This window comes from Bradyrhizobium sp. JYMT SZCCT0428 (genome assembly GCF_018131075.1).
In the GTDB taxonomy this organism is placed as follows: domain Bacteria; phylum Pseudomonadota; class Alphaproteobacteria; order Rhizobiales; family Xanthobacteraceae; genus Bradyrhizobium.
Genome location: NZ_JAFCLS010000005.1, coordinates 55,397 through 82,372, shown reverse-complemented (window position 1 = coordinate 82,372; position 26,976 = coordinate 55,397). Strand labels below are relative to the sequence as shown.

18 protein-coding genes and 3 pseudogenes are annotated in these 26,976 nt (G+C 62.5%); 1 reads left to right on the top strand and 20 read right to left on the bottom strand.

Features of this window, described 5'->3' with window-relative positions:
• Positions 1-8: 8 nt before the first annotated feature.
• The 17 genes and pseudogenes from JQ575_RS06755 to JQ575_RS06675 form a co-directional block, all read right to left on the bottom strand.
• Positions 9-2,396, bottom strand: coding sequence for a xanthine dehydrogenase family protein molybdopterin-binding subunit (locus JQ575_RS06755; RefSeq protein WP_212032456.1), 2,388 nt, complete (start codon positions 2,394-2,396; stop codon positions 9-11).
• 2 nt (positions 2,397-2,398) lie between these two features.
• Positions 2,399-2,887 carry a (2Fe-2S)-binding protein gene (locus JQ575_RS06750; RefSeq protein WP_212032455.1) on the bottom strand — a complete coding sequence of 163 codons (489 nt, stop codon included), beginning with the start codon at positions 2,885-2,887 and terminating at the stop codon, positions 2,399-2,401.
• Positions 2,888-2,914: 27 nt separating this feature from the next.
• Positions 2,915-4,019, bottom strand: a pseudogene (locus tag JQ575_RS06745) (ABC transporter ATP-binding protein).
• A gap of 10 nt (positions 4,020-4,029) precedes the next feature.
• Positions 4,030-4,884 (bottom strand): annotated as a pseudogene (locus JQ575_RS06740) (ABC transporter permease).
• Between the two features lie 29 nt (positions 4,885-4,913).
• Positions 4,914-5,774, bottom strand: a complete 861-nt coding sequence (locus tag JQ575_RS06735; RefSeq protein ID WP_212032454.1) for an ABC transporter permease — start codon at positions 5,772-5,774, stop codon at positions 4,914-4,916.
• Between the two features lie 90 nt (positions 5,775-5,864).
• Positions 5,865-7,211, bottom strand: coding sequence for a PotD/PotF family extracellular solute-binding protein (locus tag JQ575_RS06730; RefSeq protein WP_212032453.1), 1,347 nt, complete (start codon positions 7,209-7,211; stop codon positions 5,865-5,867).
• Between the two features lie 372 nt (positions 7,212-7,583).
• Positions 7,584-8,750 (bottom strand): M20 family metallopeptidase, encoded by a 1,167-nt coding sequence (locus JQ575_RS06725; protein WP_249166477.1) that lies wholly within the window; start codon positions 8,748-8,750, stop codon positions 7,584-7,586.
• Positions 8,751-8,850: 100 nt separating this feature from the next.
• A pseudogene (locus JQ575_RS06720) lies at positions 8,851-10,430 on the bottom strand (GMC family oxidoreductase).
• A gap of 4 nt (positions 10,431-10,434) precedes the next feature.
• Positions 10,435-11,997, bottom strand: a complete 1,563-nt coding sequence (locus tag JQ575_RS06715; protein ID WP_212032452.1) for an ABC transporter substrate-binding protein — start codon at positions 11,995-11,997, stop codon at positions 10,435-10,437.
• A 291-nt stretch (positions 11,998-12,288) separates the two neighbouring features.
• Positions 12,289-13,479: a multiple monosaccharide ABC transporter permease gene (gene mmsB / locus JQ575_RS06710; protein ID WP_212032451.1), complete on the bottom strand. Its 1,191-nt coding sequence runs from the start codon at positions 13,477-13,479 to the stop codon at positions 12,289-12,291.
• A complete protein-coding gene (gene mmsA / locus JQ575_RS06705) occupies positions 13,476-15,065 on the bottom strand; it encodes a multiple monosaccharide ABC transporter ATP-binding protein (protein WP_212032450.1) in 1,590 nt (529 codons plus the stop codon). The genes mmsB and mmsA overlap by 4 nt, the downstream gene beginning before the upstream one ends.
• An 80-nt stretch (positions 15,066-15,145) precedes the next feature.
• Positions 15,146-16,210 carry a multiple monosaccharide ABC transporter substrate-binding protein gene (chvE, locus tag JQ575_RS06700; RefSeq protein ID WP_212032449.1) on the bottom strand — a complete coding sequence of 355 codons (1,065 nt, stop codon included), beginning with the start codon at positions 16,208-16,210 and terminating at the stop codon, positions 15,146-15,148.
• A 178-nt stretch (positions 16,211-16,388) separates the two neighbouring features.
• The gene (locus JQ575_RS06695; RefSeq protein WP_212032448.1) at positions 16,389-17,276 is read right to left on the bottom strand and encodes an SMP-30/gluconolactonase/LRE family protein; all 888 of its coding nucleotides are present in this window, start codon (positions 17,274-17,276) and stop codon (positions 16,389-16,391) included.
• A 10-nt stretch (positions 17,277-17,286) separates the two neighbouring features.
• Positions 17,287-18,393, bottom strand: a complete 1,107-nt coding sequence (locus JQ575_RS06690) for an aldose epimerase family protein (protein WP_312015890.1) — start codon at positions 18,391-18,393, stop codon at positions 17,287-17,289.
• A gap of 1 nt (position 18,394) precedes the next feature.
• Complete coding sequence (locus JQ575_RS06685; protein WP_212032447.1) at positions 18,395-19,324, bottom strand: Gfo/Idh/MocA family protein; 930 nt, start codon at positions 19,322-19,324, stop codon at positions 18,395-18,397.
• A gap of 39 nt (positions 19,325-19,363) precedes the next feature.
• A complete protein-coding gene (locus JQ575_RS06680) occupies positions 19,364-20,296 on the bottom strand; it encodes a dihydrodipicolinate synthase family protein (protein ID WP_212032446.1) in 933 nt (310 codons plus the stop codon).
• Positions 20,297-20,314: 18 nt separating this feature from the next.
• Positions 20,315-21,037 (bottom strand): FadR/GntR family transcriptional regulator, encoded by a 723-nt coding sequence (locus JQ575_RS06675; protein ID WP_192734473.1) that lies wholly within the window; start codon positions 21,035-21,037, stop codon positions 20,315-20,317.
• A gap of 456 nt (positions 21,038-21,493) precedes the next feature.
• Between JQ575_RS06675 and JQ575_RS06670 the strand changes: the two genes are divergently transcribed.
• On the top strand, positions 21,494-22,450 hold the full coding sequence (locus tag JQ575_RS06670) for a tripartite tricarboxylate transporter substrate binding protein (RefSeq protein WP_212032445.1): 957 nt from the start codon (positions 21,494-21,496) through the stop codon (positions 22,448-22,450).
• 15 nt (positions 22,451-22,465) lie between these two features.
• On the opposite strand, the gene hutU is transcribed toward JQ575_RS06670, so the two are convergent.
• From hutU to hutI, 3 genes are read right to left on the bottom strand one after another with little or no spacing between them, the layout of a single operon-like run.
• Positions 22,466-24,136 carry a urocanate hydratase gene (gene hutU / locus JQ575_RS06665; protein ID WP_212032444.1) on the bottom strand — a complete coding sequence of 557 codons (1,671 nt, stop codon included), beginning with the start codon at positions 24,134-24,136 and terminating at the stop codon, positions 22,466-22,468.
• A 29-nt stretch (positions 24,137-24,165) separates the two neighbouring features.
• Positions 24,166-25,725 carry a histidine ammonia-lyase gene (gene hutH, locus JQ575_RS06660; protein ID WP_212032443.1) on the bottom strand — a complete coding sequence of 520 codons (1,560 nt, stop codon included), beginning with the start codon at positions 25,723-25,725 and terminating at the stop codon, positions 24,166-24,168.
• Positions 25,722-26,936 carry an imidazolonepropionase gene (hutI, locus tag JQ575_RS06655; protein ID WP_212032442.1) on the bottom strand — a complete coding sequence of 405 codons (1,215 nt, stop codon included), beginning with the start codon at positions 26,934-26,936 and terminating at the stop codon, positions 25,722-25,724. The genes hutH and hutI overlap by 4 nt, the downstream gene beginning before the upstream one ends.
• Positions 26,937-26,976 lie beyond the last annotated feature (40 nt).

The window sequence follows — 26,976 nt, the reverse complement described above, 5'->3', positions numbered from 1 at the left end:
GACTTCTCCTACTCTGCGGCCTGCGGCATCGCGGCATTCTGAATGACGCGCCAGATCCGGTTCGGCGTCGCCGGCATATCGACGTGCATCACGCCAAGATGCGACAAGGCATCGACGACGGAGTTGATGACGGCCGCGGGCGACCCGATGGTGCCGACCTCTCCGCAGCCCTTCACGCCCATCGGGGTGTGCGTGCAAAGCGTTGAGTGAGTCTTGATCGCCATGTTCGGCAGATGATCGGCGCGCGGCATGGTGTAGTCCATGAACGATCCGGACAGCAGCTGCCCAGAGACGTCGTCATAGACAGCGTTTTCATACAACGCCTGGCCGACGCCCTGCACGATGCCGCCATGCAACTGGCCTTCGACGATCATCGGGTTGATCACGGTGCCGACGTCGTCGACCGCCGTATATTTCTCCAGCGTCACGATTCCCGTCTCGGGATCGATTTCGACCTCGGCGATGTGGCAACCGCCGGGATAGGTGAAATTGACGGGATCGTAATAGGCCTGCTCCTCCAGCCCGGGCTCCAGGATCTCCAGTGGGTAGTCGTGCGGTACGTAGGCGGCGCCCGCGATTTCCTGGAACGTCTTGCTGCGGTCGGTACCGGCAACCGAGAAGACGCCGGCCTCGAACTGGATATCCTGCTCACTGGCTTCGAGCAGGTGCGCGGCAATCTTCTTGCCTTTGACGACCACCTTGTCGCTGGCCTTCGAAAGCGCGGCACCGCCGACCACCAGGGAACGCGAACCATAGGTGCCCATGCCGAACTGCACGCGATCGGTGTCACCAAACACGATATCGACATTGTCGAAGGCGACGCCGAGCTTTTCCGATACGATCTGCGCGAAAGTCGTCTCGTGTCCCTGGCCGTGATTATGGGTGCCGATCAGCACGGTCACCTGCCCGGTCGGATGCACCCGCACGGTGGCGCTTTCGTAAAGACCGCCGCGGGCGCCGAGCCGGCCGGCAAAGCGTGACGGTGCAAGGCCACAGGCTTCGACATAGGTCGAATAGCCAAGCCCGCGGAATTTGCCGTCGCGTTCCGATGCCGTCTTGCGTTCCGCAAAGCCGGCGACATCCGCCGCCGCGAGCGCCCCTTCAAGGCAGCCCATCGGATCGCCGGAATCATATTCGACCAGCACAGGCGTCTGGTACGGATAGGCTTCCTTGGGAATGATGTTGCGGCGGCGCAGTTCAACGCGATCGATCCCCATTTCCTTGGCCGCGACATCCACCAGACGCTCGACCACGAAGGTGGCTTCCGGACGCCCGGCGCCGCGATAGGCGTCGACCGGCACCGTGTTGGTGAAAACCACCTTCACGTTGCAATAGATCGCGGGCGTGGTGTAAACGCCGCCGAGCAATGGACCATAAAGGTTGGTCGGGATGTTGGGGCCGAAGGTGGAGAGATAACCGCCCATATTGGCCAGCGTGACCACCTTCAGCGCCAGGAATTTGCCGTTCTCGTCGAGCGCGAGTTCAGCCTCGGTGACGTGATCCCGGCCGTGCCGGTCGGAGACAAAACCTTCCGAACGGTCCGCCACCCATTTGACGGGACGGCCGACGCGTCTGGCCGCCCAGGTGATCACGGCCTCCTCGCCATAGTGGAATTGCTTGACGCCAAACCCGCCGCCGACATCAGGCGCCACCACGCGCATTTTCTGCTCGGGGATCTTGAGCACCAGCGCGCTCATCAAGAACCGCACCACGTGCGGAAACTGGCTGGTCGTCCACAGAGTATAGTGGCCGGTGCCGCCATTATATTCGGCGATCGCCGCGCGCGGCTCCATCGGGTTGCCGATCAGGCGATTGTTGACGAGGCTGAGACGCGCGACATGCGCGGCCTTGCGGAAGGCAGTCGCGACAGCCGTCTTGTCGCCGAGCTCCCAGTCACAGCACAGATTGTTCGGTACGTCGTCGAACAGTTGCGGCGCGCCAGGGCGAACCGCTTCGAGCACGCCGACTACCGCCGGCAGCACGTCATAGTCGATCACCACCGCCTCCGCCGCCGCGCGCGCGAGTTCCAGCGTATCGGCGATGACGAAGGCGACCATGTCGCCGACGAAGCGCACCTTGCCCTGCGCCAGCATCGGAAACGCCGGCTCCTTCATCGGCAGGCCGTCCGAGCCGTGAATGCCCCAGCCGCAGGGCAGCGAACCGAGCCCGTCAGCCGCGACGTCGTCGCCGGTGAGCACAGCTTCGACGCCCGGCATCGCCAGTGCCGCCGTCTTGTCGATGCCACGGATCAGCGCATGGCCGTGCTGGGAGCGAATGAACACGCCAAACGTCATGTCGGCGCGCTTGACGTCGGCGACGTAATTGCCACGGCCCGTCAGAAACCGGAAATCTTCCTTGCGACGGGGCGCGGCGCCAATTCCGATAATGTTGGACATCGTTATTCTCCGATCGCAGGTGCGTTCATGGCGGCGGCACCGGCCAGCACCGATGCCACGATGTTCTGATAGCCGGTGCAGCGGCAGATATTGCCCTCGAGGCCATGACGGACCTCGGCTTCGGTCGGCGCAGGGTTCTTCGCGGTCGACGCCACCGCCGTCATCACCATGCCAGGCGTGCAGAAGCCGCATTGCAGGCCGTGATTTTCATGAAATGCCTGCTGCATCGGATGCAGGGCGTTCGAACCGCTTGGCCCCGACAATCCCTCGATCGTCGTCAGCGTCCCGCCGTCGAGCATCGGTGCAAGCAGGGTGCAGCTCTTCACCGCCTCGCCGTTGAACAACACGACGCAGGCGCCGCACTGACTGGTGTCGCAGCCGACATGGGTCCCCGTCAGGTTCAGGTTCTCGCGCAGCAATTCGGAGACCAGTGTCGCGGGCTCGACATCGACCGTCCTGGGCCGGCCGTTAAGCGCAAAACTGATTTTCATCTGGCATCTCCGGGGCTGGGGCTGACATCAGGCAAGAACGCGGGCGCGGCCCGCCGACCAGGTGGCAAGCAGCATGTCGCCGACATCGAAGGGATCGCGGAAAAACGTCCGCTCCGGGATAGGCGACAAAATCCTCGTCAGGCAGCGTATCGAGCATGACCTTGACGAATGATCCCTGGTACTCGATGGCGACAACGCGGCTCGGCAGCGCGGTGGCGCCATCATCGAGGCCACCGGCATCGACCCGCATCAGTTCGATATCGTCGCGCCGCACCGCCAGATCGATCCGGTCGCCGACGGAAAGCCGCGTATCGGTGCACAGCCCGACCTGGATTCCGCTGCGGTTCGGCTGCGACAGCGCGACGTGGCCGTCCCCGACCTTCTCGACCTTGCCGGACAGCACGTTCTGGCCGCCCAGGAACTCCGCGACGTAGCGGTCCCGCGGATAGGCGTAGACATCGCGCGCCGGCCCGGATTGCTTGATCTTGCCCTTCTCCATCACCACGACGATATCCGCGAGCGCAATCGCCTCGAGCTGGGTATGGGTGACGTGAATGAAGGTGATGCCAAGCTCGCGCTGCATCCGGCGCAGTTCCTGGCGCATCTGAACCCGAAGTTGCTCGTCCAGCGCCGACAACGGCTCGTCGAGCAGAAGCACCCGCGGTTCGGTGATCGCCGCGCGGGCGAGCGCGACGCGCTGCTGCTGACCGCCCGACAGATTGGCCGGTAGCCGGTCCGCGAGTTCAGTCAGCCGCACTTTTTCCATCATCAGGTCGGCGGCCTTGTAGCGCTCGGCCTTCGACTGGCCGCGCACCCGCAGCGCGAAGGCGATGTTGTCGCGCACGTTCAGATGCGGAAACAACGCGTAAGACTGGAACATCATCGCGGTGCGTCGTTCGACCGGCGCTAGTCCTGCAACATTCTCGCCGCCGATCACGATCTCACCCGCGGTCGGATCCTCGTGACCTGCAATCATGCGCAGGATCGTGGTCTTGCCACAACCGGACGGCCCGAGAAAGCAGCAATAGGCGCCGTCGGGAATCTTGAGGTTGACGCCATCGACCACGTTGGTCGCGCCGTCATAGCTCTTGCAGAGACCTGCCAATTCGATATCGCCGGCGCCCGCGCGCATTCCGAAGCCCTCAGTGCGTCGCCGCGCGCACGCCGCGGCGCTTGTTGATGAAAACGATGGCGGCGATACAGCCGCCGATGATCGCAAAGGACACGATCGTGGTGACGGTGCCGAGCGCATAGAGCGACGGCGAGGTCACGTTGAGCGTCATGCTCCAGATTTCGAGCGGCAGGGTGTTGAGTGAACCCGCGGTCTGCAGCGTGCGGGCGAACTCGTCATAGGACAGCGTGAAGCCGAACAACGCGACCGCGACCAGGCCGGCGCCAGCACCGGAATCACCACCAAGCGGATGGTCTGCCAGCGGGTGGCGCCGAGATCGCGGGCCGCCTCCTCCCACACGCTGTTGAAGCGGGACATCACGGCAAACATCACCAGCACGCCGAACGGCAGCGTCCACGACAGCTGCGCACCCAGCGCCGAGGTGTACCAGCTCGCGTTGATACCGAGCCACTGAAACAGCAGACCGATGCCGAGACCGAGCACCAGCCCGGGCGCCACCAGACTGCATCAAATAGAACACGAAGGTGTCGCCGAAGAAACGGCGGCGGAAGGCCAATCCGGCCATCAGCGACACGACCAGCGCAATCACCGTCACCAGCGCCGCCAGTTTGATCGAGCGGTCGAACGATCCCTTGACGTCGCCGGTGCGCACCTGTGTGAACAGGTCAACGAACCAGTGCAGCGAATGGCCTTTCATCGGAAACACCAGCCCGCCGCGGATATCCTGGAACGACAGGATGTAGATGCAGATCATCGGCCCGTAGAGTGCGGCCACATAAAGCGTGAAAACGGCCGCGAGCGCGTAAAACGTCCAGGGGCGGCGATCGCCGCGCGCGACGGCGGGGACACGCCGGGTTCTGACCATAGCCATATCAGCCTCGCCCAGAGCGACCGTCATTGCGTGATCTCCCGGCGAATATCGACGACGCGCAGGATCAGGGCGATGACGGCAATCAGAACCACGGTCAGCAGCACCGCGCTAGCCGCGGCGATCGGATATTGCAGCACGCCGACATTCTCGTAGAACGCGCTGACGACGGAAGCCGACCCGCCGCCGGACATCACCTTGACCACGAAGAAATCGCCCATCACGATCGAAATCACGAAAGTCGATCCCAGCGCGATGCCACTCTTCGACATCGGGATGATGATGTAGCGCATCACGTCGAGGCGGCTGGCGCCGGCGTCGAGCGCTGCCTCCACCACCCGCTTGTCGATGCGCGCCAGCGAATTGAAGATCGGCACCACCATGAAGATCGTCAGTTGGTGGACATAGGCAATCACAACCGCTAGCCCGGAATAGAGCAGCACTTCCAGTGGTTCTTGGATCAGGCCGACGCCGAGCAACGCCGAATTGACGAGTCCTTCCTTTCCGAGCAGCGGGATCCAGGAAATCATCCGGATGATGTTCGAGGTCCAGAATGGGATCGTGCAGATCAGAAACAGGGCGATCGCGAGCAGCTGATTCTTGACGTGAAAGACCAGGAAGTAAGCGACCAGAAAGCCGATGATCAGCGTAAACAGCCAGGTCAGCACCGCGAACTTCAGCGTCGCGACATAGAGATGGAAGGTCTGCGCCGATGTGAGTATGTCAGCGTAGTTTGCCAGCGTGAACGTCGGCAACAACCCACCAAAACCGTCGGTCTCGAAGAAGCTCGCCACCAGCACGACAAGGGTCGGCAGCAGGAAAAACGGGACCAGCACCAGCATCAGCGGTGTCACGTAGAGCCATGCGCTCAAATTTGGTTGCCGCATCACCTGGCCTGACTGGACTTCATTCTGGATCTCCGGGACGGCAATTTGAGCCTTGCCGGCGCTCGGGCTGCGCCGGCAGGATCATTCACATCAGGCAACCTTGAAATCGTTCCAGCGCTTGTTCATGTAGGCCGCCTCATCCATCAGCGTATTCCAGCAGGAGATGTTCTTGACCCGGTCGAGGAATGAACCGCCGTCCCGCTTGGTGCCGGCCTTCTCCATCGGCACGCCGTAGGGATCGTTGATGACCGAGGGCGCGGGCTTGCCGTCGTACCAGAAGTCCCATTCGGCCGCGGTGAGGAATTTTTTGGCCGTCGATGGCACCGGGCTGTAATAGCCGTAGCGTCCGACGAAGCCGCCCTGCCAGCCCGAAAGATACCAATTGAGATAGTCGTAAGCGGCGCCAAGCTTCTTGCCCGACAGGTGCTTCATCAGGCCCATGCCGTTGCACCAGCCGCGATAGCCTTCCTTGCCGTTCTTGACGTTGACCGGCGCATAGACGCAGGGAATTTCCTTGACGCGGACGGCGGCGACCGCCGGCGACCACATCGACTGGATCACCACCTCACCTGCCGCCATCAACTGCACCGACTGGTCGAAGGTGGTCCAGGTCGCGCGGAACTGGCCGGCCTTCTTCAGTTCGATCAGCTTGTTGCAGGTAAAGTCGATCTCCTCCTTGGTCATGTTGCCCTTGTTGCCGTACTTGATCAGCCCGGCACTCTCGAAACAAAGGGCTGCGTCCATGATGCCAATGGCGGGAACGTCGAGGATGGCGGCCTTGCCCTTGAACTTCGGGTCGATCAGGTCCTTCCACTCGGTGATTTCACGGCCGACGAGATCGGGACGATAGCCGATCGAGTCCGCATTATAGACCTGCGGCAGGAAGGTCGCCCATTCCGTCACGCCGTCGTTCAATTCGGTCGAGTTCGGCTTGGCGATATACATCGCCTCATAAGGGGAAATGCCCTGCCGCGGGATCTTGTGGCCGTCGATCTCGCCCTTGGTGAAGATCGGCAGGATGTTGTCGAATTCCTTGATCTTCTTGACTTCGATGCCCTGGATCACGCCGCGCTTGGCGGCAAGCTTGGCCTGCCATCCCTCGAGGTCCGCGATATCCACCGAGTCCGGCTGGCTGATGAAGCGGTTGATCGAAGCTGACGTATCCAGGTTCTGCATCGTGACCTTGAAACCGAGGTCCTTTGCCGCCTGATCGCCGATCGCCTTGACCACCGAGTAGGAGACGCCGACATGCCGGAGCTCGATGTCCTTGATCTCCTGCGCCCAGATCGTCGGAAAGCCGCGAAACGCGTCGGAGCCGACAGCCGCACCGGCTGCAGCCGCGCCAGCTCTAAGAAGCGCCCGCCTCGAAAGACCTTTCGTCTTTACCGGAAGCTTGGACGAACCGGCCTTCGCGTGATCCTTGTCGTCATCAAACATGGTTCTCTCCGTTCGCGTTTGGTGGACCAGCCTGCACCCCAACCGGCTCGTTCGATTGCGCGACCGTGTTGATGATGAACCGTAGCGAGGGAGAAATCCGTTTGTAAAATCGGAAGTTAAAATTCCACGTATAAGGACGACTAATGTAGATCGCGACCTGCTCAATGTGGCAGCAAGCCGATCCATAATTTGACCTTTACTTTGGGAGAACGGTGGACGGCCGATGAGCAGATGACGGAGTCTGCGTGCCGTCGTTTCGACATCTCAACCAGGCATGTTGAAATTCAAGATCGCTACCGTCGTCCGAAACTGAGTTGGGTCTTCATGGACGCTCACGGTGCAATTGCGGTCGCGGCCCAAGGAAGCGGCAGATCAATCGATGCCGGTCCTAAGGATCGCAAGCGCAAGCGCCTGGGCGCGCGGGACGATGCTGTCGAGCTCGAGATATTCCTGTGCGGTATGGGCTTTGCCGCCAACCGGACCGACGCCGCAAATCGTCGGGGTGCCGACGCTCGCGGTGAAGCCGGAATCGGCGCAACCGCCGGCGAATTCGCCGCCGAGGTTAGGCAGGCCTGCATCCTTCGCCGCCGCGCGGTAGCCATCAAACAGGATTTTCGACGTCTCACTCTGCACCACCGGCAGGAATTCGCCGTTGATGTGCAGCTTCGCCGTCGTGCCCGGCACCGTCGACGTGGCGATGATGGCCTCGATCGCCGCCAGCGTGGTGGCGCGATCGGCGGGATCGATGTAGCGCATGTCGATCTGGCCCTCGGCATACGGCGCAGTGGTGTTGACCGACTGGCCGCCGGCGACCAATCCGACATTGAGGGTGATGCCTTTTGCAAGATCGGTCAAAGCGTGGATCTGCACGATCTTGTGCGCGAGCTCGCCAATCGCGCTGATTCCTTCCGCAAAATTGCCGCCGGAATGCGCCGCCTTGCCTGCTATCTCGAAGCGCATGAACACGCCGCCCTTGCGGCTGGTGACGACGTTGCCGGTCGGCCGGCCGGGCTCGGAATTGTACACCGCACGCGCGGCACGGCCTTCACGCTCGATCACCGGGCGCGACGACGGCGAGGCGATTTCCTCGTCAGCGGTGAGCAGCAGCTTGATCGGGCACGGCGCGCCGCCGAATTTGTGGAATGCCGCGGCGACAAAGGCGTTGATCACCAGACCGGCCTTCATGTCGGCAACCCCCGGCCCATAGGCCCGGGTCCCATCGATGGTGAACGGCCGGCGCGCCACCTCGCCCTTGGGAAACACCGTGTCGCGATGCCCCATCAGCAAAATCGGCTTCTCGTTGCTGCCCGGCTTCGTCACCAGCGCATGGACGGCATCGCCGAACACGTCATGCGGCTCGCGCCACGCCTCGATGCCGTGCGCAGCAAAATGCTGCTCGAACCGCGCGCCCACCGCATCGACGCCCGCCTTGTCGTAAGAACCGGAATCGATGTTCACGGCGTCGCGCAGCAGATCGATCATCGATTGCTTTTGCGACGCGATCCATTCGGTGATCTGCGCTTCGGTACTGGCGGGCATGGCATTTCCTTCGTAGCAGTCAATCGAGCCGCGGCCGCCTCCCATTTGGAAGAGGAGCGGCTCCCGGTTCTTACAACGCCAATTCTTAAAGCACCAATTCTTAAAGCACCATGGCGGCGGCGCTGTTCGACACCCTCGTCTTCCGCATCATCATGCGGGCAATCGCCTCGCCAATCACCACCGTGGTGAAATGGGTGTTGGCGCGGCAATCGGACGGCATGATCGAGGCGTCCGCCACACGCAGCGCGGCGATGCCCTTGACGGTGCCATCCGGATTGACCACGCCATTGGCGTCGTTGAAGCCGGCCATGCGGCACGAACCGGCGGCATGCTGGATGTCGCCGGTGTCGCGGCGGAGCAGCGCTTCGAGTTCCCCGTTCGGCCGCGCCGCGGCTTGCGGCAGTGTCAGGTCGGTATCGATCAGGCGGATCCACTCGGCGATGTCAGCCAGCGCCGGCCTTGTGGTGAGCACGGCCAGCCGCTTCACCGCATCGACCATGCGCAGCAGGTCGCGGTCATCGGCCAGCATGTTTTCCTCGACGATCGGATCGATCGACGGGTCGGTCGAAGCCAGCTTCAGATTGCCGCGCGAATAGGCGTTGAACAGCCCCGCACCGATGGCGCCGGGGTTGCCGATGCCGCGATGGTTGAAAGCAATCAGGATCATGTCGCGCTTGCCACCATCCGCCAGCCCGGACGAATACGTCACGCAACAATTGGTATGACGCGTATCAGGGTCCGTCGGCCGGAATTCGTCGCGCAGCTTAATGGTCGCGCGAAACAGCGGATGATCGAAGAAGTGCCTGCCGACCGGCAGGTCGCGCTCGACCGCGATGCCCATCGCCTTCAGCTCATCGGCGGGACCGATGCCCGAACGCAGCAAGATCGCCGGACTGTGGATCGCGCCGGCGCACAGCACGATCTCACGTGCGCTGATTTCCGAACTGCCGTGCCCTTCGATGTGAACCAGCACACCGGTGGCCTGACCGTCCTTGATCAGGAGACGATCGACCAGCACGTGACCCCGGATTTCCAGATTGGCGCGGCCGCGCGCCGGCTCCAGATAGGCTTCATTGGTGGTGATGCGGCGGCTGTCGCGGCTGTTGATCGGATAGCAGGCGACGCCCTCGCCATCCGGTCCGTTGAGATCGGCGCACCACGGATATCCCGATGCCAGCGCGGCGTCGCGCAGCCCGCGGTCGATCGGCCCCCATTTCTCCGGCGGCGCGCGATAGACCGGCAACGGTCCCCCGCAGCCATGTCCTGCGCGGTCGCCAAACTCGAAATCATCCTCGATGACCGAAAACAGCGGCATGACATCTCTTGCCGACCAGCCGGTGCAACCGCCGGCCGCCCATTCGTCGAACGCGTCAGCCACACCGCGGATGGCGATCTGGCCGTTCATCATCGAACTGCCGCCGAGGCCCTTGCCGCGCCAATAGAAGCGCGCCTCCTGCCCCGCCACCCGGCGCGTCAGCAGGTTAGGCCACTGCCATTTCTCCTGATATTCGCGCTGGTGAATGATTGGAATCGGATTCGGCGTCCGGACCTCCCAGGGCGCCTCATCAGCGCGCCAGTCGAGGCCCACAGCAGCAGCACACGCCTGGCGGGATCCTCGGAGAGCCGGGCGGCAACCGCGGCGCCGGCAGAACCGCCGCCGACAACGATGACGTCATACATGGCGTTACTTCTCGATGTTCCAGAAGATCGGAATGGCGGACGTTATCAGACCGCGCAGATTGGAGCGATAGGCGGCCGGCTGAGCGAACTGTCCCCACGGAATGCCCGGCGCCTGATCGTACATCACGGTCTGGATTTCGGCAGCAATCTTCTTGCGATCCTCCTCGGCTGGTGCCTTGGCGAAGGCATCCAGCAACGGCGTGATGCGCGGGTCGCACTGCCAGCCCGTGAAGTCGGCGCAGTTGAACGCCACCATGACGTTGGTCAATGGTGACGCCAGATCGAAACCGCCGGCGTGAACGCCATAAACGCTCCAGCCCTCCTTCTTGGTACGACGGGCAAGCACCGAGGCCCAATCCATCACCTGCAGATCGACATTGAATCCGGCCTGCTTCAGCTTCTCTGCAAGAACCTGCGCCGAGATCCGCGGCGCCTCGAGGTCGCTGGCCTGCATCACGATGACAGGCTCGCCGGCATATTTCGTCGCCTTGAGCGCCGCGCGCGCCGCTTCGACGGACGGATTTGCGGCAGCTTCGGTTCCGGCCTTGCTGTCATAGGTGGTGCCGCAGGTGAAGAACGTTGCGCAAGGTGTGGCATAATCGGCATCGAGCCCCAACCCGTCCATCACCTCGCGCTGATCGACCAGCTTCCACAGTACGCGCCGGATCTCCGGATCGTCGAACGGCTTCTGCGTGGCGTTCAGGCGATAGGCGCCGGCGAACATGTTGCCGCCGGTGAAATTGACGACCTTGACGCGGGCGTTCTTTTCCAGAACCGGCAGCAGGTCGAACGGCGCGTACTGCATGTAATCGACTTCGCCGGTCTGCAGCGCCGACGCCGCGGTGGATCCATCCGGAATGACGCGAATTTCCAGCGTGTCGATATTGACGCGCTTACCGCCGGCCAGGAAGTCGGCGGGTTCGGAACGCGGCACATAGTCGGCGAACTTCTTTAAGGTCATGCGATCGCCGGTGCGGTGATCGGCCTTGCTGTAGACGAACGGCCCGGAACCGATGATTTCGGTGATGCGTTGATCGGCCGGCGTCCTGGCCACCCGCTCAGGCATCATGAAGGCAACAGGGCTGACGGGATTGCCGAGCGCATCGATCACGAGGCCCGAAGGTTCTTTCAGCGTCAGCACGAACGTCTTGGCGTCAGTAGGCTCGAGCGAAGCGGTGACGGAGAAGATTCGCCGGCCAAGCGCGTTGCGCTGTCCCCAGCGGCGCAGCGATGCGACGCAATCCGCTGCCGTGACCGGCTGGCCGTCATGCCATTTCAAGCCGTCACGCAGCGTGAAGGTGTAAACCAGTCCGTCAGGCGAAGCCTTCCAGTCCTGCACCATCTGTGGCTTGATCTCACCCTTGGTGTCCTTTGCGAACAAGGTGTCGAACACCATGAACCCGAAGGTCCGCGAGATATAGGCCGGCGTAAAATGCGGATCGAGCGTGGCGATTTCCGCTTCCAGCACCGCGACAAGATTGCCGCCGGCATAGGACGGCGTAACCGCCGGAGCCGCGACGAGCGCGAACGAAAACGTAGCAGCGACGAAAGCCTTCAATTTCAACATGGATGCCTATTTTTGGGTTCGTGAGGAGAAGTCCGCGAGGCTTCGGAAGCAGAGAAACGCCCCCCGCAAGCAGGTGCTTGATCAAGCAATGTCCATGCCGTGTGGGGCGCGCTGCTCATGTCGCAACGACTACCTGCTGTGCATTTGCCGAGGCCTCGGAGCAGCGGCTGTGGAGGCCGTCCCGGCACGTCGCCTTCGCGAAATAAACGATCGCAGACCTATCCGCACCGCAACTAGGGCTGCGCGCATGCCGGATCGCGTGCTGATTAAGGAACTGGATCGCTTCGCGCTTCAGCGTCGCTGGTTATAAACGTCAAGACATACCGCGCCCAGCAACACGAGGCCCTTGATCACCTGCTGGTAGTCGATCCCGATGCCGAGGATCGACATGCCATTGTTCATCACCCCCATGATCAGCGCGCCGATGACGGCGCCGGCGACGCGCCCGACACCGCCATAGGCCGAGGCCCCGCCGATGAAGCAGGCGGCGATGACGTCGAGCTCGAAGCCGACCCCGGCCTTTGGTGTCGCGGTGTTGAGCCTTGCGGCGAACACCAGGCCGGCAAGCGCCGCCAGCACACCCATGTTGACGAAGGTGAGGAAGGTCAGCCGTTCGGTCTTGATGCCTGAAAGTTTTGCCGCCTTCTCATTGCCCCCTACCGCATAGATCTGCCGCCCGATCGTGGTTCGCGCGGTGATGAAGCCGTAGAGCGCGATCAGGGCGATCATGATCACGAGCACGTTGGGCAGTCCGCGATGCGAGGCGATCAGATAGGTGAAATAGACGATCACGCCGAACAGAACTATGTTCTTGAACACGAAGAAGCCGGTCGGCTCGACCTCGACACCATGGCTTGCGCGCCGGGCGCGGGTGGTAACGCTGACATACACCAGGCCAAGCGCCAGCACGGCACCGATCAGGAGTGAGGTCGGGTTGAGCGAGCCGGCACCGGGAAACAGTTCAGGAATGAACCCGGATGAGAGTTTCTGGAAGGTCGGAGAAAACGGGCCCACCGATTGCCCTTGCAACACCGCCAGCGCCAGCCCCTTGAACACCAGCATGCCGGCCAATGTGACGATGAAGGACGGAATCTTGAAATAGGCGACCCAGTAACCCTGTGCTGCGCCGATCAGTCCACCGAGCGCGAGGCAAATGATCGCGGCTGGGATGAAATGCATGCCGTAACGTACCATCAGCACCGCAGCGATCGCGCCGATGAAGCCCGCGACCGATCCGACCGACAGATCGATGTGCCCGGTGACGATGACCAAGAGCATGCCGAGCGCCATGATCACGATATAGCTGTTCTGCAGCACCAGATTGGTGAGGTTGAGTGGGCGCAGCAGCGTGCCGTCGGTGACGACCTCGAAGAACAGCATGATCGCGAACAGCGACAGCAACATGCCGTATTCGCGCAGATTGGCCTTGAGAAAGCCCGCATGCTTGCGCGCCTCGGGAAGCATCACGGTGTTATCGCTCATGGATGCGCCTCTCCCAATAGCTTCTCTTCCAGTTTTCGTTCCAGGTCTCTGTCGACCAGTTGTTCGCCCTTGCGCACGATGACCCGCATGATTTTTTCCTGCGTCGCCTCGGCGCGATCGAACTCACCGACAAAGGCCCCACCGTTCATGACGCAGATGCGGTCACAGATCCCGAGCAATTCCGGCATTTCCGACGAGATCACCATGACCGCCTTGCCGGCATCGGCCAGCTCATTGATGATGCAGTAGATCTCGTATTTGGCGCCAATGTCGATACCGCGGGTCGGCTCGTCCAGGATCAGGATTTCCGGATCGGTAAACAGCCATTTCGACAGCACCACCTTTTGCTGGTTGCCGCCGGACAGGTTGCCGGACATCTGATAGACATCGGAGCAGCGGATGCGCATGCGGTTGCGATAATCGCTCGCCACCTGCAACTCCTTGATGTCGTCGATGACGCGGCCGGCCGCGACACTGTCGAGGTTAGCCAGCGTAATGTTCTTGCGCACGTCTTCGGCGAGCAGCAGTCCGAGCTGCTTGCGGTCCTCGGTGACATAGGCCAGACCGGCGTCGATGGCACGGCTCACGGTCGAGAGGTCGATCTCGCGACCATGTAGCAAGGCGCGGCCCGTGATGTTGCGACCCCAGGAACGGCCGAACAGGCTCATGGCGAACTCGGTGCGGCCGGCGCCCATCAAGCCCGCGATACCGACGATCTCGCCACGGCGAACCTGGAAGTTCACGTTCTTGATGACCTGCCGATCGGCATGCTGGGGATGATACACCGACCAGTTATCGACCCTGAACACCACTTCGCCAATTTTCGGCTCGCGCTTCGGAAAGCGATGCTCGAGGTCGCGGTCCACCATCTTGCGGATGATACGATCTTCCTCGACCGCGCCCGCCTCACAATCCAGCGTATCGACAGTACGACCATCGCGCAGCACCGTAATGCGGTCTGCGACGCGGGCCACCTCGTTGAGCTTGTGCGAGATCAGGACCGCGGACATGCCATGGGAGCGGAACTCGAGCAGAAGGTCCAGCAGCGCCGCACTGTCGCTTTCGTTGAGGCTGGCGGTCGGCTCGTCGAGAATCAGAAGGCGCACTTCCTTGGACAGCGCCTTGGCGATCTCAACCAGTTGCTGCTTGCCGACGCCGATATCGGTGACCGGCGTGTCCGGCGCCTCATTGAGCCCCACTTTCGCCAGCAGCTGCTGCGACCGCCGGTAGACCGCGTCGCGATCGATCACGCCGAACTGGGACGGAGGGCTGGCAATGAAGATATTCTCCGCGATCGAGAGCAGCGGGATCAACGCAAGCTCCTGATGAATGATGATGATGCCGAGCGCCTCGGAATCATTGATGTCGCGGAAGTGGCGCTCCTCGCCGTCATAGACGATGCTGCCGTCATAGCTGCCATGGGGATAGACGCCGCTCAGCACCTTCATCAAGGTCGATTTGCCGGCGCCGTTCTCGCCCACCAGCGCGTGGATCTCGCCCTGCTTCACCGTGAAATTGACGTCGTCGAGCGCTTTGACGCCGGCGAAGGCTTTGTCGATACCGCGCATTTCAAGCAATGTGGCCATTCAAGTTCCCTGGAAGATGCGGGAAGGCATGGATGGCCGGGGCATATGTCCCCCGGCCATCCGCTTCGTCACAACTCGTCTTAGTTGATTTGCGCCTTCTTGTAATAACCGCCGTCGATCAGGATTTTCTCCCAATTGGTCTTGTCGACGACTACAGGCTTGAGCAAATAGGACGGCACGACCTTGACGCCATTCTTGTAGGTGGTGGTGTCGTTGACAGTTACGGTCTTGCCGCTCAACGCCGCGTCCACCATGTCGGCGGTGACCTTGGCAAGGTCGCGGGTGTCCTTGAAGATCGTGGAGTATTGCTCGCCGCGCAGCATCGATTTGATGGAAGGCACTTCGGCGTCCTGACCGCTCACGATCGGCATCGGCATATTGCCGCTACCGTAGCCGACGCCCTTGAGCGACGACAGGATACCGATCGAAAGACCGTCATAGGGCGAAAGCACCGCGTCGACCCGCTTGGTGGTGTAGAATGCGCTGAGCAGATTATCCATCCGGGCCTGCGCCGTGGCGCCGTCCCAGCGCAGCGTCGAAACCTTGTCCATGCCCATCTGCTTGCTCACGACCACGAGCTTGCCGCTGTCGATATAGGGCTGCAGCACCGACATCGCACCGTTGTAGAAGAAATAGGCGTTGTTATCGTCGGGTGAGCCGCCGAACAGCTCGATGTTGAACGGGCCCTTGCCTTCCTTCAGCTTCAGCCCCTGCTCGATCGACTGCGCCTGCTGCACGCCGACCTGGAAATTGTCGAACGTCGCATAATAATCGACGTTGGGCGTGTCGCGGATCAGCCGGTCATAGGCGATCACGGTAATGCCCTTGTCCTTGGCTTGCTTGAGCACATCGGACAGGGTGGTGCCGTCGATCGAAGCGATCACCAGTACCTTGGCGCCCTTGGTCACCATGTTCTCGATCTGGGAGAGCTGGTTCGGAATATCGTCTTCGGCGTATTGCAGGTCGGTATTGTAACCACGCTCCTTCAGCACCTTGACGATATTGTTGCCGTCATCGATCCAGCGCGCCGAGGCCTTGGTGGGCATGGCGATGCCGACAGTGGGCTTGGTTTGCGCGAGCGCAGGTTCTGCAAGGGCGACCGCGCCGAGCAGGATGGCCGATAGAGCAGATTTGAGCAGTTTCATGTTTCACTCCCAGGTGTTGAGCGTTAATCGCCGCGTTATCAGCGGTTTGCTTTTGGCGCCGGTATCGGCGCATCGTTTGTGACCATCAGGCCGGCAGAGACGTGAACGGATGATCGGCCACACGTTTTGGTTCCGCAAGTACATGCAACCCTCATGGGCCGAATTGTGAAGCGACACATCATGTCTGACCAAGCCTGATGCGCGGTTCCGGTCGCCCGCGCGCGCCGACGTCGAGAATGAAGGTTTGGCCGTGGTGCGGATCAGCAGCCCTGGCATGCTCGTCCATGCCCTCCCAGGCCGTGGTGACCAGCAGCGAAGCGAAATTGCGTCCGACAAAGACCGGGCAACTCGGCTGCTTCGCCGGAATCCTGATGGTGCGGACCCGATCGCCCTCCGGGGTGTAGACATCGATGCAGGATCCGCCCCAGCGCGCATTCCAGATCAATCCCCCGGCGTCGACCACGGCGCCATCCAGGCCGCCTATCCCGCCGCGATGATCATAAAGTGTCTCGGGGTCTCCGATCGGCACCGCATTCGCCGGATCGACGGCGACGCGGTAAAGGACTCCCTCGCTGCTATCGGTGAAATAGGCCGTGGCGCCGTCGGGCGAAAAGCAGATTGCGTTCGGGATGGTAATGTCGCCGTAGAGCTGAAGCAGTTCGCCGCGGAAAAAGCGATAGATCGCGCCGGCTCCCTTTTCTGCGTTGCGGCCCATGGTCCCGATCCAGAGCGCGCCGCAGGGATGAACGCGTCCATCGTTGGAGCGGGTGGCCGCATTGTCCGCTTCGAGCGGCATATGAAGCGTGAGGCGGCCATCCGCGATGTCGCGGACATAGAGGCCGTTTTCGGTCACAAGCAATTGGCGCTGGTCATCGATGAACGCCAGCACGCTGGCCATCAGCGGAAGCGCGTGCGAAGTCACCGCGCCGGATGCAAGGTCGGCCTCGAACAATTGGCGCTCGATGATATCGAACCACCATGCGGTGTTGGTCGCCGCATCATAGGTGCAGCCCTCGCCGAGATGGCAATGCCAATCGCTCAGGATGCTGGTTCTGACTTCTTCCACGCGAGATCCCTTATTCCCCTGCAACCTTAATCACGGAAAATCGATACAGCGACGTGTGACGATAGGTCTGCCCGGGATCGAGCCGCGCCGATGGAAAATCCGCGCGGTTTGGCGTGTCGGGATAGACCTGCGGTTCCAGGCAGAGCGCGTCATACTGCCGGTGAACGCGGCCATACTTGCCGGTCACGGACCCATCGAGAAAATTGCCGGAATAGAACTGGACACCCGGCTGGTTGGTCCAGAGTTCGAGGACCCGGCCCGACTTTGGGTCTTCCACACGGGCAGCAAAGCGCGGCTCCGTGGTCGCGCCGCCGGGCAGGCAGTAATTGTGGTCGTAGCCTTGCCGGATCAGAACCTGTTCATTCGCATCTCGCAGGCGGGCGCCGACAGGGCAGGATTTCCGAAAATCGAATGGCGTCGCATCGACCCTGCCGGGCGCGCCCAACGGAATGCCGGCGGCGCTGATCGGCAGATAAGTATCGGCCGCTATCATAACCTCGTGGTTGAGAATATCACCGCCGCTCTCGACGCCCGCGAGATTGAAGAAGCTGTGGTTGGTCAGATTGACGATGGTCGGCTTGTCGGTCACCCCTGAGAATTCAATCGAAAGCTCGCTGCCTCCAGAAATGCGATAGGTGATCTCGGTCTTCAGCGTGCCGGGATAACCCTCCTCGCCATCCGGACTGACATAGGACAGCGTGACGAACGGCGCCGGGTCCTCACCCATTGCCGTGATGGTCCACGGTTTGCGATCGAAGCCTTGCAGCCCACCATGCAGCGCATTGGCTCCGTCATTGGTGGGCAGCTGAAAGCGTTCGGCATCCAGCTCGAACGTGCCGCCCGCGATCCGGTTGGCGTAGCGCCCGACGGTGGCGCCGAGGAAGCGGCGAACCGCGAGGTAGCCTGCAAGGTCATCGCGGCCAAGCACCACATCGGCAAGACGCCCCGCCCGGTCAGGGACAAAGATGGACTGCAGCGCCGCACCATAGGTGATGAGACGCACCTCGAAGCCGCCCTCCCCGCGCAGCCGCACCATTTCAATCGCGGTGCCGTCCGGAAGATGCCCGAACACCTCGCGAGCAATCCTCGCCGTCTGTGGTTGGCCTGATTGCGTCACGTCATACCTCGATGAATGGTTCGACGTCGCGGCGCCGGCCGAGCATGAAGGCATCGGCGACATGGACCAGCGGCGACAGATCGACATCGGACACATCGCTAGCGATCAGTTCGACGAAGCGCCGATAGATGCCGCGATATTCCGCCTGCTTTTCGTCAACCAGGATATGGCCATCATGCGAGAGATGGCTTCCGCCGGAAGCGAGCGTCAACCACCCGGCATCGGTCTCGACCCGGATGTCCCAGGTCTGGGGGCCGGTCTGGCGCCAGTCGAATTCCGCCCGGATCGGAATCCCCGTCTGGTCTGAAAAGACCAAGTCGGCAGCAATCGGCGCCGCGCGATTGCGCGGGAAGGACAATTCGGCTTCCGTCAGAAAAAACGGACTCGGCAGGATGCGGGTCAGGATCGAGAGCGCGTTGATGCCGGGATCGAACACGCCAAGTCCGCCCGGCTCCCAGATCCATCCCTGGCCGGGATGCCAGACCCTGACATCCTCCTTCCATTCGACGACCACGGATTTGATCTGACGGCTGGCGAGGAAGGCGCGCGCGGGTTCGACGGCCGGCGCAAACCGCGAATGCCAAGTCGCAAACAGCGTTCGTCCGGTTTGCCTGGCCGCCGCGACCAGCGGATCGAGTTCACTGACGGTGGCGCCCGGCGGCTTTTCGAGCAGCACGTGCTTGCCGGCCTTCAGCGCAGCCGCCGCCTGCGCGTGGCGTACCTGGGGCGGCGTGCAGAGCGCAACGGCATCGATATCGAGTTTGGCGCCCAGCAGTTCGTCAAGCGTCGCAAAATGCACGATCCCGTCGATCGAAGCATTGCGGCTGGCGATCGCCGCAAGTTCGATGCCCTCAGTGCCTGATATCGCGGGGATATGCTGATCCCTGGCGATCTTGCCGAGGCCGACGATGGCAATGCGAATGGTGGTCACGTCAACTCTTCCCGACGTTCGAGGAACGATGTCAGCGGCTCACTTGCCCCAGCGCAGCACGAGCGGATTCAGCGGGCGCGCGATTTCGATCAGGCCGGCCCGAACGGCCGGATGCAGCGGCTGGAGCGGAAGCCGGACGGTCTCGTGCCTGATGACGCCGCCTTCCTTCATCAGCGCCTTACATGCGATCAGGCCGCACTGGCGGTTTTCATAGTTGATCAGCGGGAGCCAGCGTTCGTAGGCCGCAACCGCTTCGGCGCGTCGGCCGGCGAAATACGGATCGGTGATCTGGCGGATGCCGTCGGGATAACCACCGCCGGTCATGGCTCCGGTCGCGCCGGCATCGAGGTCGGCCATCAGCGTGATCGCCTCCTCGCCGTCCCACGGACCTTCGATCGCCGCACCGCCGAGCGCGATCAACTCGCGCAGTTTGGCGGCGGCCTGGGGCGTCTCGATCTTGAAATAGGCGATGTTCTCAAGCTCGCGCGCCATGCGGGCGAGAAGGGCCGCCGACAGCGCTGTACCGGCGACCGGCGCATCCTGGATCATGATCGGAATCGAGATCGCGTCCGAAACGGTGCGGAAAAACTCGTAGATGGCGCTTTCCCCGACCCGGATGGTCGCGCCATGATAGGGCGGCATCACCATCACCATCGCGGCACCGGCCTGCTGGGCCCGCCGCGAACGTTCGGCACAGATGTGCGAAGCAAAATGCGTGGTCGTGACGATGACGGGGACGCGTCCCGCAACATGCTTCAATACGGCGTCGAGTAGCGTGTCACGCTCGGCATCGGTCAGCACGAACTGCTCGGAGAAGTTGGCGAGGATGCACAGTCCCTGCGAGCCGGCATCGATCATGCAATCGACGGCGCGTTTCTGGCCATCGAGATCGAGCCGGCCGTCGCCGTCGAACACCGTGGGGACGACCGGAAACACGCCTTTATAAGGTCGCTCGACGGTGGAACCTGCCATGACCATTCTCCGCTTTCCTTAACCAGCCGCGCCGTGGCGGCGCAGGCCGTTGAAGATGACTTCCCTCATCGCCGCGGAAGCCGCCTCGGCATTCCGCTCGGCGATTGCGTCGACAATTCGTTCGTGGGCCGCGATGGTGAGTTCGCGCTCCCGCTCCTCGGTCGGCGCGCTCAGTCGAAACGACGCGCGCAATGCCGCCTCGATCACCGCACCGATCGATCGCATGAACGGGTTGGCTGAACTGGTCGCGATATCGAGGTGCAGCCGAAGATCAGCATCGGCGAATTCAATTGAATCAGAAGCAAAGCTGCGCATTTTGGCGATGCTGTCGCGCAGGTGAGCAATCGCATCATCCGCCCGTCGCTCGGCGGCAAGGGCCGCGGCATGCGGCTCGACGGCGAGGCGGATGTCGGCGAGATCACGAAGAAACCGCTTGTCGATCCCGGCCTCGAGGTGCCAACCGAGCACGTCGGGATCGAACATGTTCCAGGCCGAACGTTCCCTCACCCGCGTGCCGACGCCCGCCTTGGCGTTGAGCAATCCCTTTGCGGACAACGTCTTGACGCTTTCACGCAATACGGTGCGCGAGACGTCGAACATGGCCGTCAGTTCCGCATCGCGCGGCAGACTGGCTCCTTCCGGATAGCGGCCGACAATGATGTCGATCCCGATCGTCCGGGTCACTTCCACCTGGCTGAAATGACCGCGGCCCGGCGCAATCACAACCCGGTCGGACCTCATGACAGGTCTTTGAGGGTCATGGCTGGTTTCGCTCCCTAATCGTTGCGGACCGCCCCGCCTCTTCGGGCGAGATCAAGCTGGCGCATCTCCCCATGCCACAACGCTCAAGCCTTGTATAGCATATTATCATATTAGTATGACTTTCTTCCATGGCCGCTCGGCCCCGGCCTCCGTCTCGCTTTTCCGCAAGGGTGCCAATTGGCGCGCCACGCCATGTCAACAGTTTCCACATCATGGGATTAAACTGACAACTGTAGACACTACGGCAGTGAACCGGTATGAACGGCGACCTGCGGGTAACCGCATCGTCGGTCGAAAAGAGCGCTTCGAGCGCCACGCCGGACATCTGGCGCAACCGACGTCTTCAGCCAAAACACTGCGTGCCGTTGCATTTTTTCACGGCCAAACCGGCTTTCATCACCGAGGGAATCGACAGTGGACATTTGGAGCAGATCCATGCGCCGTACCGTGCTTGCTTTCGCAACGCTTCTTGCAGTGTGTGGCATCGCAACGGCGGAAACATACCCCTCCCGTCGGATCACTGTGATCGTGCCATTCGGCGCGGGCAGCGGCACGGATGGCGTGGCGCGAGTTGTCACGCAACGGCTCGCCGAGGTGCTCAAGACGACCATCGTGGTCGAAAACCGGCCGGGCGCGAGCGGCGCTATCGGTGCAGTTGCGACCGCGCGTTCCGCGCCCGACGGCTATACGTTGATGTTCGGCGGCTCATCCACTCACGCGGCCAACCCCAGCCTGCTCAAGTCCATCCAGTATTCCCCCAAGGACGATTTTGCGCCAATCGCACGTGTTGGCCTGTTTCCGTATATCCTCGTCATCAATCCCGGGATCGAGGCCAAAAGCGTCGGCGAACTGATCGCGCTCGCGAAGCAGAAGCCCGGCACGATGTCGTTTGCCTATTCAAATGCGCTCGGCCAGCTTGCCGGTGAAATGTTCAAGCGGCGCGCCGGAATCGATATCCAGGCCGTTCCGTACAAGAGCAGTCCGGAAGCCATAACGGACGTCATCGCCGGTCGAGTTTCCCTGATGTTCAACGATGTGACTTCTACCCTGCCCCTGGCGCGGTCGGGCCAGCTTCGCGCGCTTGTGACCATCACGAAGGACCGGACCAAGCTGCTCTCCGACCTGCCGACCATACAGGAGCAGGGAGTTGATTTAGGCAATCTCTCCGCGTGGACCGGCGTGTTCGCCCCCAAGGGGACCCCGCCGGAGGTGGTTGAACAGCTGTCGGGTGCGCTCCGAGAAATTCTGGACGAACCCGCGGTCCGCCAGCGCCTCGCCGAAATCGGCTTCGAAGCGCAGTGGCTCTCGCCGAAACAATTCGCCGAACACGTGGCTGCCGACATCGAGCGTTGGGCAACGCTGACCAAAGAAGCCGGCATCGCACCTCAGTGAAACCGGCGATTCCGGCTACGACGGTAAGCCAGGCAGATCGAGACCGTTGGTCCGGGCACACTCGATCGCGCTCTCATAACCCGCATCGGCATGCCGCATGACCCCCGTTGCGGGGTCATTCCACAGCACCCGCTCAAGGCGGCGCGCAGCCTCCGGCGTTCCGTCGGCGACGATCACCATGCCGGCGTGCTGCGAATAGCCGATACCGACGCCGCCGCCGTGATGGAGCGAGACCCACGTGGCCCCGCTCGCACAATTGAGCAGCGCATTGAGCAGCGGCCAGTCAGACACCGCATCCGAGCCGTCGCGCATCGCTTCGGTTTCGCGGTTCGGGCTGGCCACCGAGCCGCTGTCGAGATGATCACGACCGATCACGATCGGCGCCTTCAGTTCGCCGCTTGCCACCATTTCATTGAACGCCAGGCCCAACCTGTGGCGATCGCCAAGTCCGACCCAGCAGATCCGCGCCGGCAGCCCCTGAAACTTGATGCGCGCTTTGGCCATATCGAGCCAGTTGTGCAGATGCTTGTCGTCAGGCATCAGCTCCTTGACCTTGGCATCGGTGCGGAAAATGTCTTCGGGATCTCCCGATAGCGCCGCCCACCGGAATGGCCCGACGCCTCGGCAGAACAGCGGGCGGATATAGGCCGGAACGAATCCGGGGAAATCGAACGCGTTCTTCAGCCCCATGTCCTTCGCCATCTGGCGGATGTTGTTGCCATAGTCGAGCGTGGGAATGCCCTGCGCATGGAAATCCAGCATGGCCTGGACATGGCCGACCATGGAAGTCTTCGCCGCCGCCTCAACCGCTTTCGGATCGGCCTCGCGCCTGGACGTCCACTCGGCAAGCGTCCATCCCTTCGGCAAATAGCCGTTGATCGGATCGTGCGCGCTGGTCTGGTCGGTGACGATGTCGGGCCTGACGCCTCGGCGCACAAGCTCGGGAAAAATATCTGCGGCATTGCCGAGCAGGCCGACCGAGACCGGTTTCCCGCTTTGCGCCGCCTCCGCCATGATCGCGAGCGCCTCATCGAGGGTGCTGGCCTGACGGTCGAGGTAACCCGTGCGCAACCGCATCTCGATGCGGCTCGGCTGGCATTCGACCGCGAGCATCGACGCTCCGGCCATCGTGGCGGCAAGCGGTTGCGCGCCGCCCATGCCACCGAGCCCTGCGGTCAGGATCCACTTGCCCGCGAGGCTACCGCCGTAATGTCGCCGGCCCACCTCGACGAAGGTCTCGTACGTGCCCTGCACGATGCCCTGGCTGCCGATGTAGATCCACGATCCCGCCGTCATCTGCCCGAACATCATCAAGCCCTGCTTGTCGAGTTCGTTGAAATGATCGAGCGTCGCCCAGTGCGGTACCAGGTTCGAATTCGCGATCAGCACGCGCGGCGCATCGGCATGGGTGCGGAAAATTCCAACCGGCTTGCCCGATTGAACGACCAGCGTCTGGTCGCCTTCAAGCTTGCGCAGTGACGCAACGATCCGGTCGAAGCTGTCCCAGTCGCGGGCTGCACGGCCAATGCCGCCATAGACGACGAGTTCGCTCGGCCGTTCGGCAACGTCAGGATCGAGATTGTTCATCAACATCCGCAGCGGCGCTTCGGTGAGCCAGCTTTTGGCGCTGATCTCGGACCCGTGCGGCGATCGGATGATGCGGTCGTTGTCCAGGCGGCGGTTCATGACGAATGACCTTTCTCGGCAAGTCTTGTTTAGGCAAGATTCGGAAACGGATTGTTCTCGAGCGCCGCAATCGCAGCTGATGGCAATATGCCGGCGGCGACCAGCGCCGTTGCTTTCGCAATGTCGTCGGCCATGTAGCGATCACCACCGAGCGCCGGCACCTGCTCGCGCAGCGTGTCAATCACCGCAGCAAGTGCGGGGCTGGTCGTATGCGGCGCGCGCAGCCCGATACCCTGCGCCGCCACCAGCAGCTCGATGCCGAGAATGGTTGCGAGATTATCCGCCATGTCCGACAACCGGCGCGCGGCGTGCGCGGCCATCGACACATGGTCTTCCTGGTTGGCGCTGGTCGGTGTCGAATCGATCGAGCAGGCCGCGGCACGTTGCTTGTTCTCGGCATAAAGTGCGGCCGCCGTCACTTCGGCAATCATGAAGCCGGAATTGATGCCGGGATCGGGGGTAAGGAATGGCGGCAGCCCGAAATTCAGCGCGGGATCGACCAGCGTGGCGATGCGCCGCTCGCTGATCGCGCCTATCTCCGACAAGGCCAACGCAATCTGGTCGGCGGCGAATGCGACCGGCTCGGCGTGAAAATTTCCACCCGAGACGATCTCTCCGGTCTCAACCAGCACCAGCGGATTGTCGGTGACCGCGTTGGCCTCGATCGTCAGTGTGCGGGCGGCTTGCATCAGGAGATCAAGCGCGGCGCCGGCCACTTGCGGCTGACAACGCAGGCAATAGGGATCCTGCACCCGCTCGTCGCCCTCGAGATGCGAGTTCCTGATATCGCTGCCCTCCAGCAAGGCTGTCAGCGCCGCCCCGGCGGCGATCTGCCCGGCATGTCCGCGCAATTGCTGGATCTCGGCGCGAAACGGCGCCGTCGAAGCCATCGCCGCATCGACCGACAAGGCACCTGTCACCAGCGTCGCACAAAGAAGTCCATGGGCACGCAACAGACCGGAAATCGCATAGGCCGTGGAAAACTGCGTGCCGTTGATCAAAGCGAGCCCTTCCTTAGGCCCGAGCGTCACCGGCGCGAGGCCGGCGGCAGCCAGCGCATCGAGCCCCGGTACAACCTTGCCATCCATGAGCGCCTGCCCCTCACCGATCATGACGGCGGTCATATGCGCAAGCGGCGCCAGATCGCCCGATGCGCCCACTGACCCCTGCTGTGGCACCAGCGGATAAACGCCGCGCGCCAGCATCGCCTGCAGTTGCTCGATAATTTCCCGGCGGACGCCCGAAGCGCCCCGCCCCAAGGAAACGATCTTCAGCGCCATCATCAGGCGCACCACCGGCTCTGATGTCGGCGACCCTACGCCACAACAATGGGACACGATCAGGTTTCGTTGCAGCAGCGTCGTCTGGTCCGGAGGAATTCGCTTCGACGCCAGTTTTCCGAACCCGGTATTGATGCCGTAAACCGGCGCTTCCGCACCCGCGGCCTTCGCAACGATGGCCGATGCCGCTTCGACGCGCGGCCAGAACGATGGATCGAGCACGACGGCCGCGCCCGCAAGCACCTGCGCCAGATCGTCGAGCCCAACCCTGCCGGGCGAAACAACAATGGATGCGACGCGGTCGCTCATCGTCCCCTCCAAACCCTTGTGTGCAACGGGTTGAAGCCCATCCGGTAGACGAGTTCAGCGGGCCGCTCGATATCCCAGATCGCCAGATCGCACCATTTGCCGGCCTCGAGCGTCCCGGTCTCGCCGAGAACGCCGAGCGCGCGCGCCCCTTCCCGCGTCACGCCGGCCAGGCATTCGGCAACATTCATCCGGAACAGCGTCGCACCCATATTCATGGCCAGCAGAAGCGACGTCAGCGGCGAACTGCCGGGATTACAGTCGGTCGCGAGCGCCATGTTGACGCCGTGGGCACGAAAAAGTTCGACCGGTGGCTTGGTCGTCTCGCGAATGAAATAGAACGCGCCCGGCAGCAGCACGGCTACGGTGCCCGCCCGCGCCATGTCAGCGGCGCCGGCTTCATCCGTGTGCTCCAGATGATCGGCGGACAGAGCGGAGAATTCCGCAGCAAGGGCCGCGCCGCCGAGGTTCGACAACTGATCCGCATGCAGTTTGACCGGCAGTCCCAGCGCCTTGGCCGCACGAAACACCCGCGCCGTTTGATCGCCCGAAAAGGCGATGCCTTCCATGAAGGCGTCAACGGCGTCGGCAAGTCCGGCCTGCGCCACCGCCGGCAGCATCTCGCGGCAAACAAGCTCGATGTATCGATCCTTGTCGCCATCGGCTTCCGGCGGCAATGCGTGCGCGCCGAGAAACGTGGTGCGGATGCTGACTGGCCGGCTACCGCCCACCGCACGCGCGGCTGACAGCTGTCGTATCTCGGTTTCGGTGTTGAGTCCGTAGCCGGATTTGATCTCGACCGTCGTCACACCCTCGCCGATCAGCGCATCTAACCTCGGCAGCGCACCGGCAACGAGTTCGGCCTCGCTCGACGCCCGCGTCGCAGCAACCGTCGAGACGATGCCGCCACCCGCGCGCGCGATCTCCTCGTAGCTTGCGCCCTGCAGCCGCAGCTCGAACTCGTGCGCGCGGTTTCCGCCGAACACCAGATGGGTATGACAATCGATCAGGCCCGGCGTGATCCACCGCCCCGCGCAATCGATCCGTTCCGTCGCATCAGCGTCAGACGGAAAATCGGAACGGCTGCCGGCAAAGACGATGCGGCCATCCCGCGCGGCGATCACGCCCTGCTCGATCACGCCGAGGTCGGGCAGATCCTCCCTGAAGGTGGCGAGCCGGGCATTATGCCAAATTCGATCAAAGCGCTCGGCCATGCAGCATTCCCTCAACGGCAGAAGCTTGACGGGACGATAT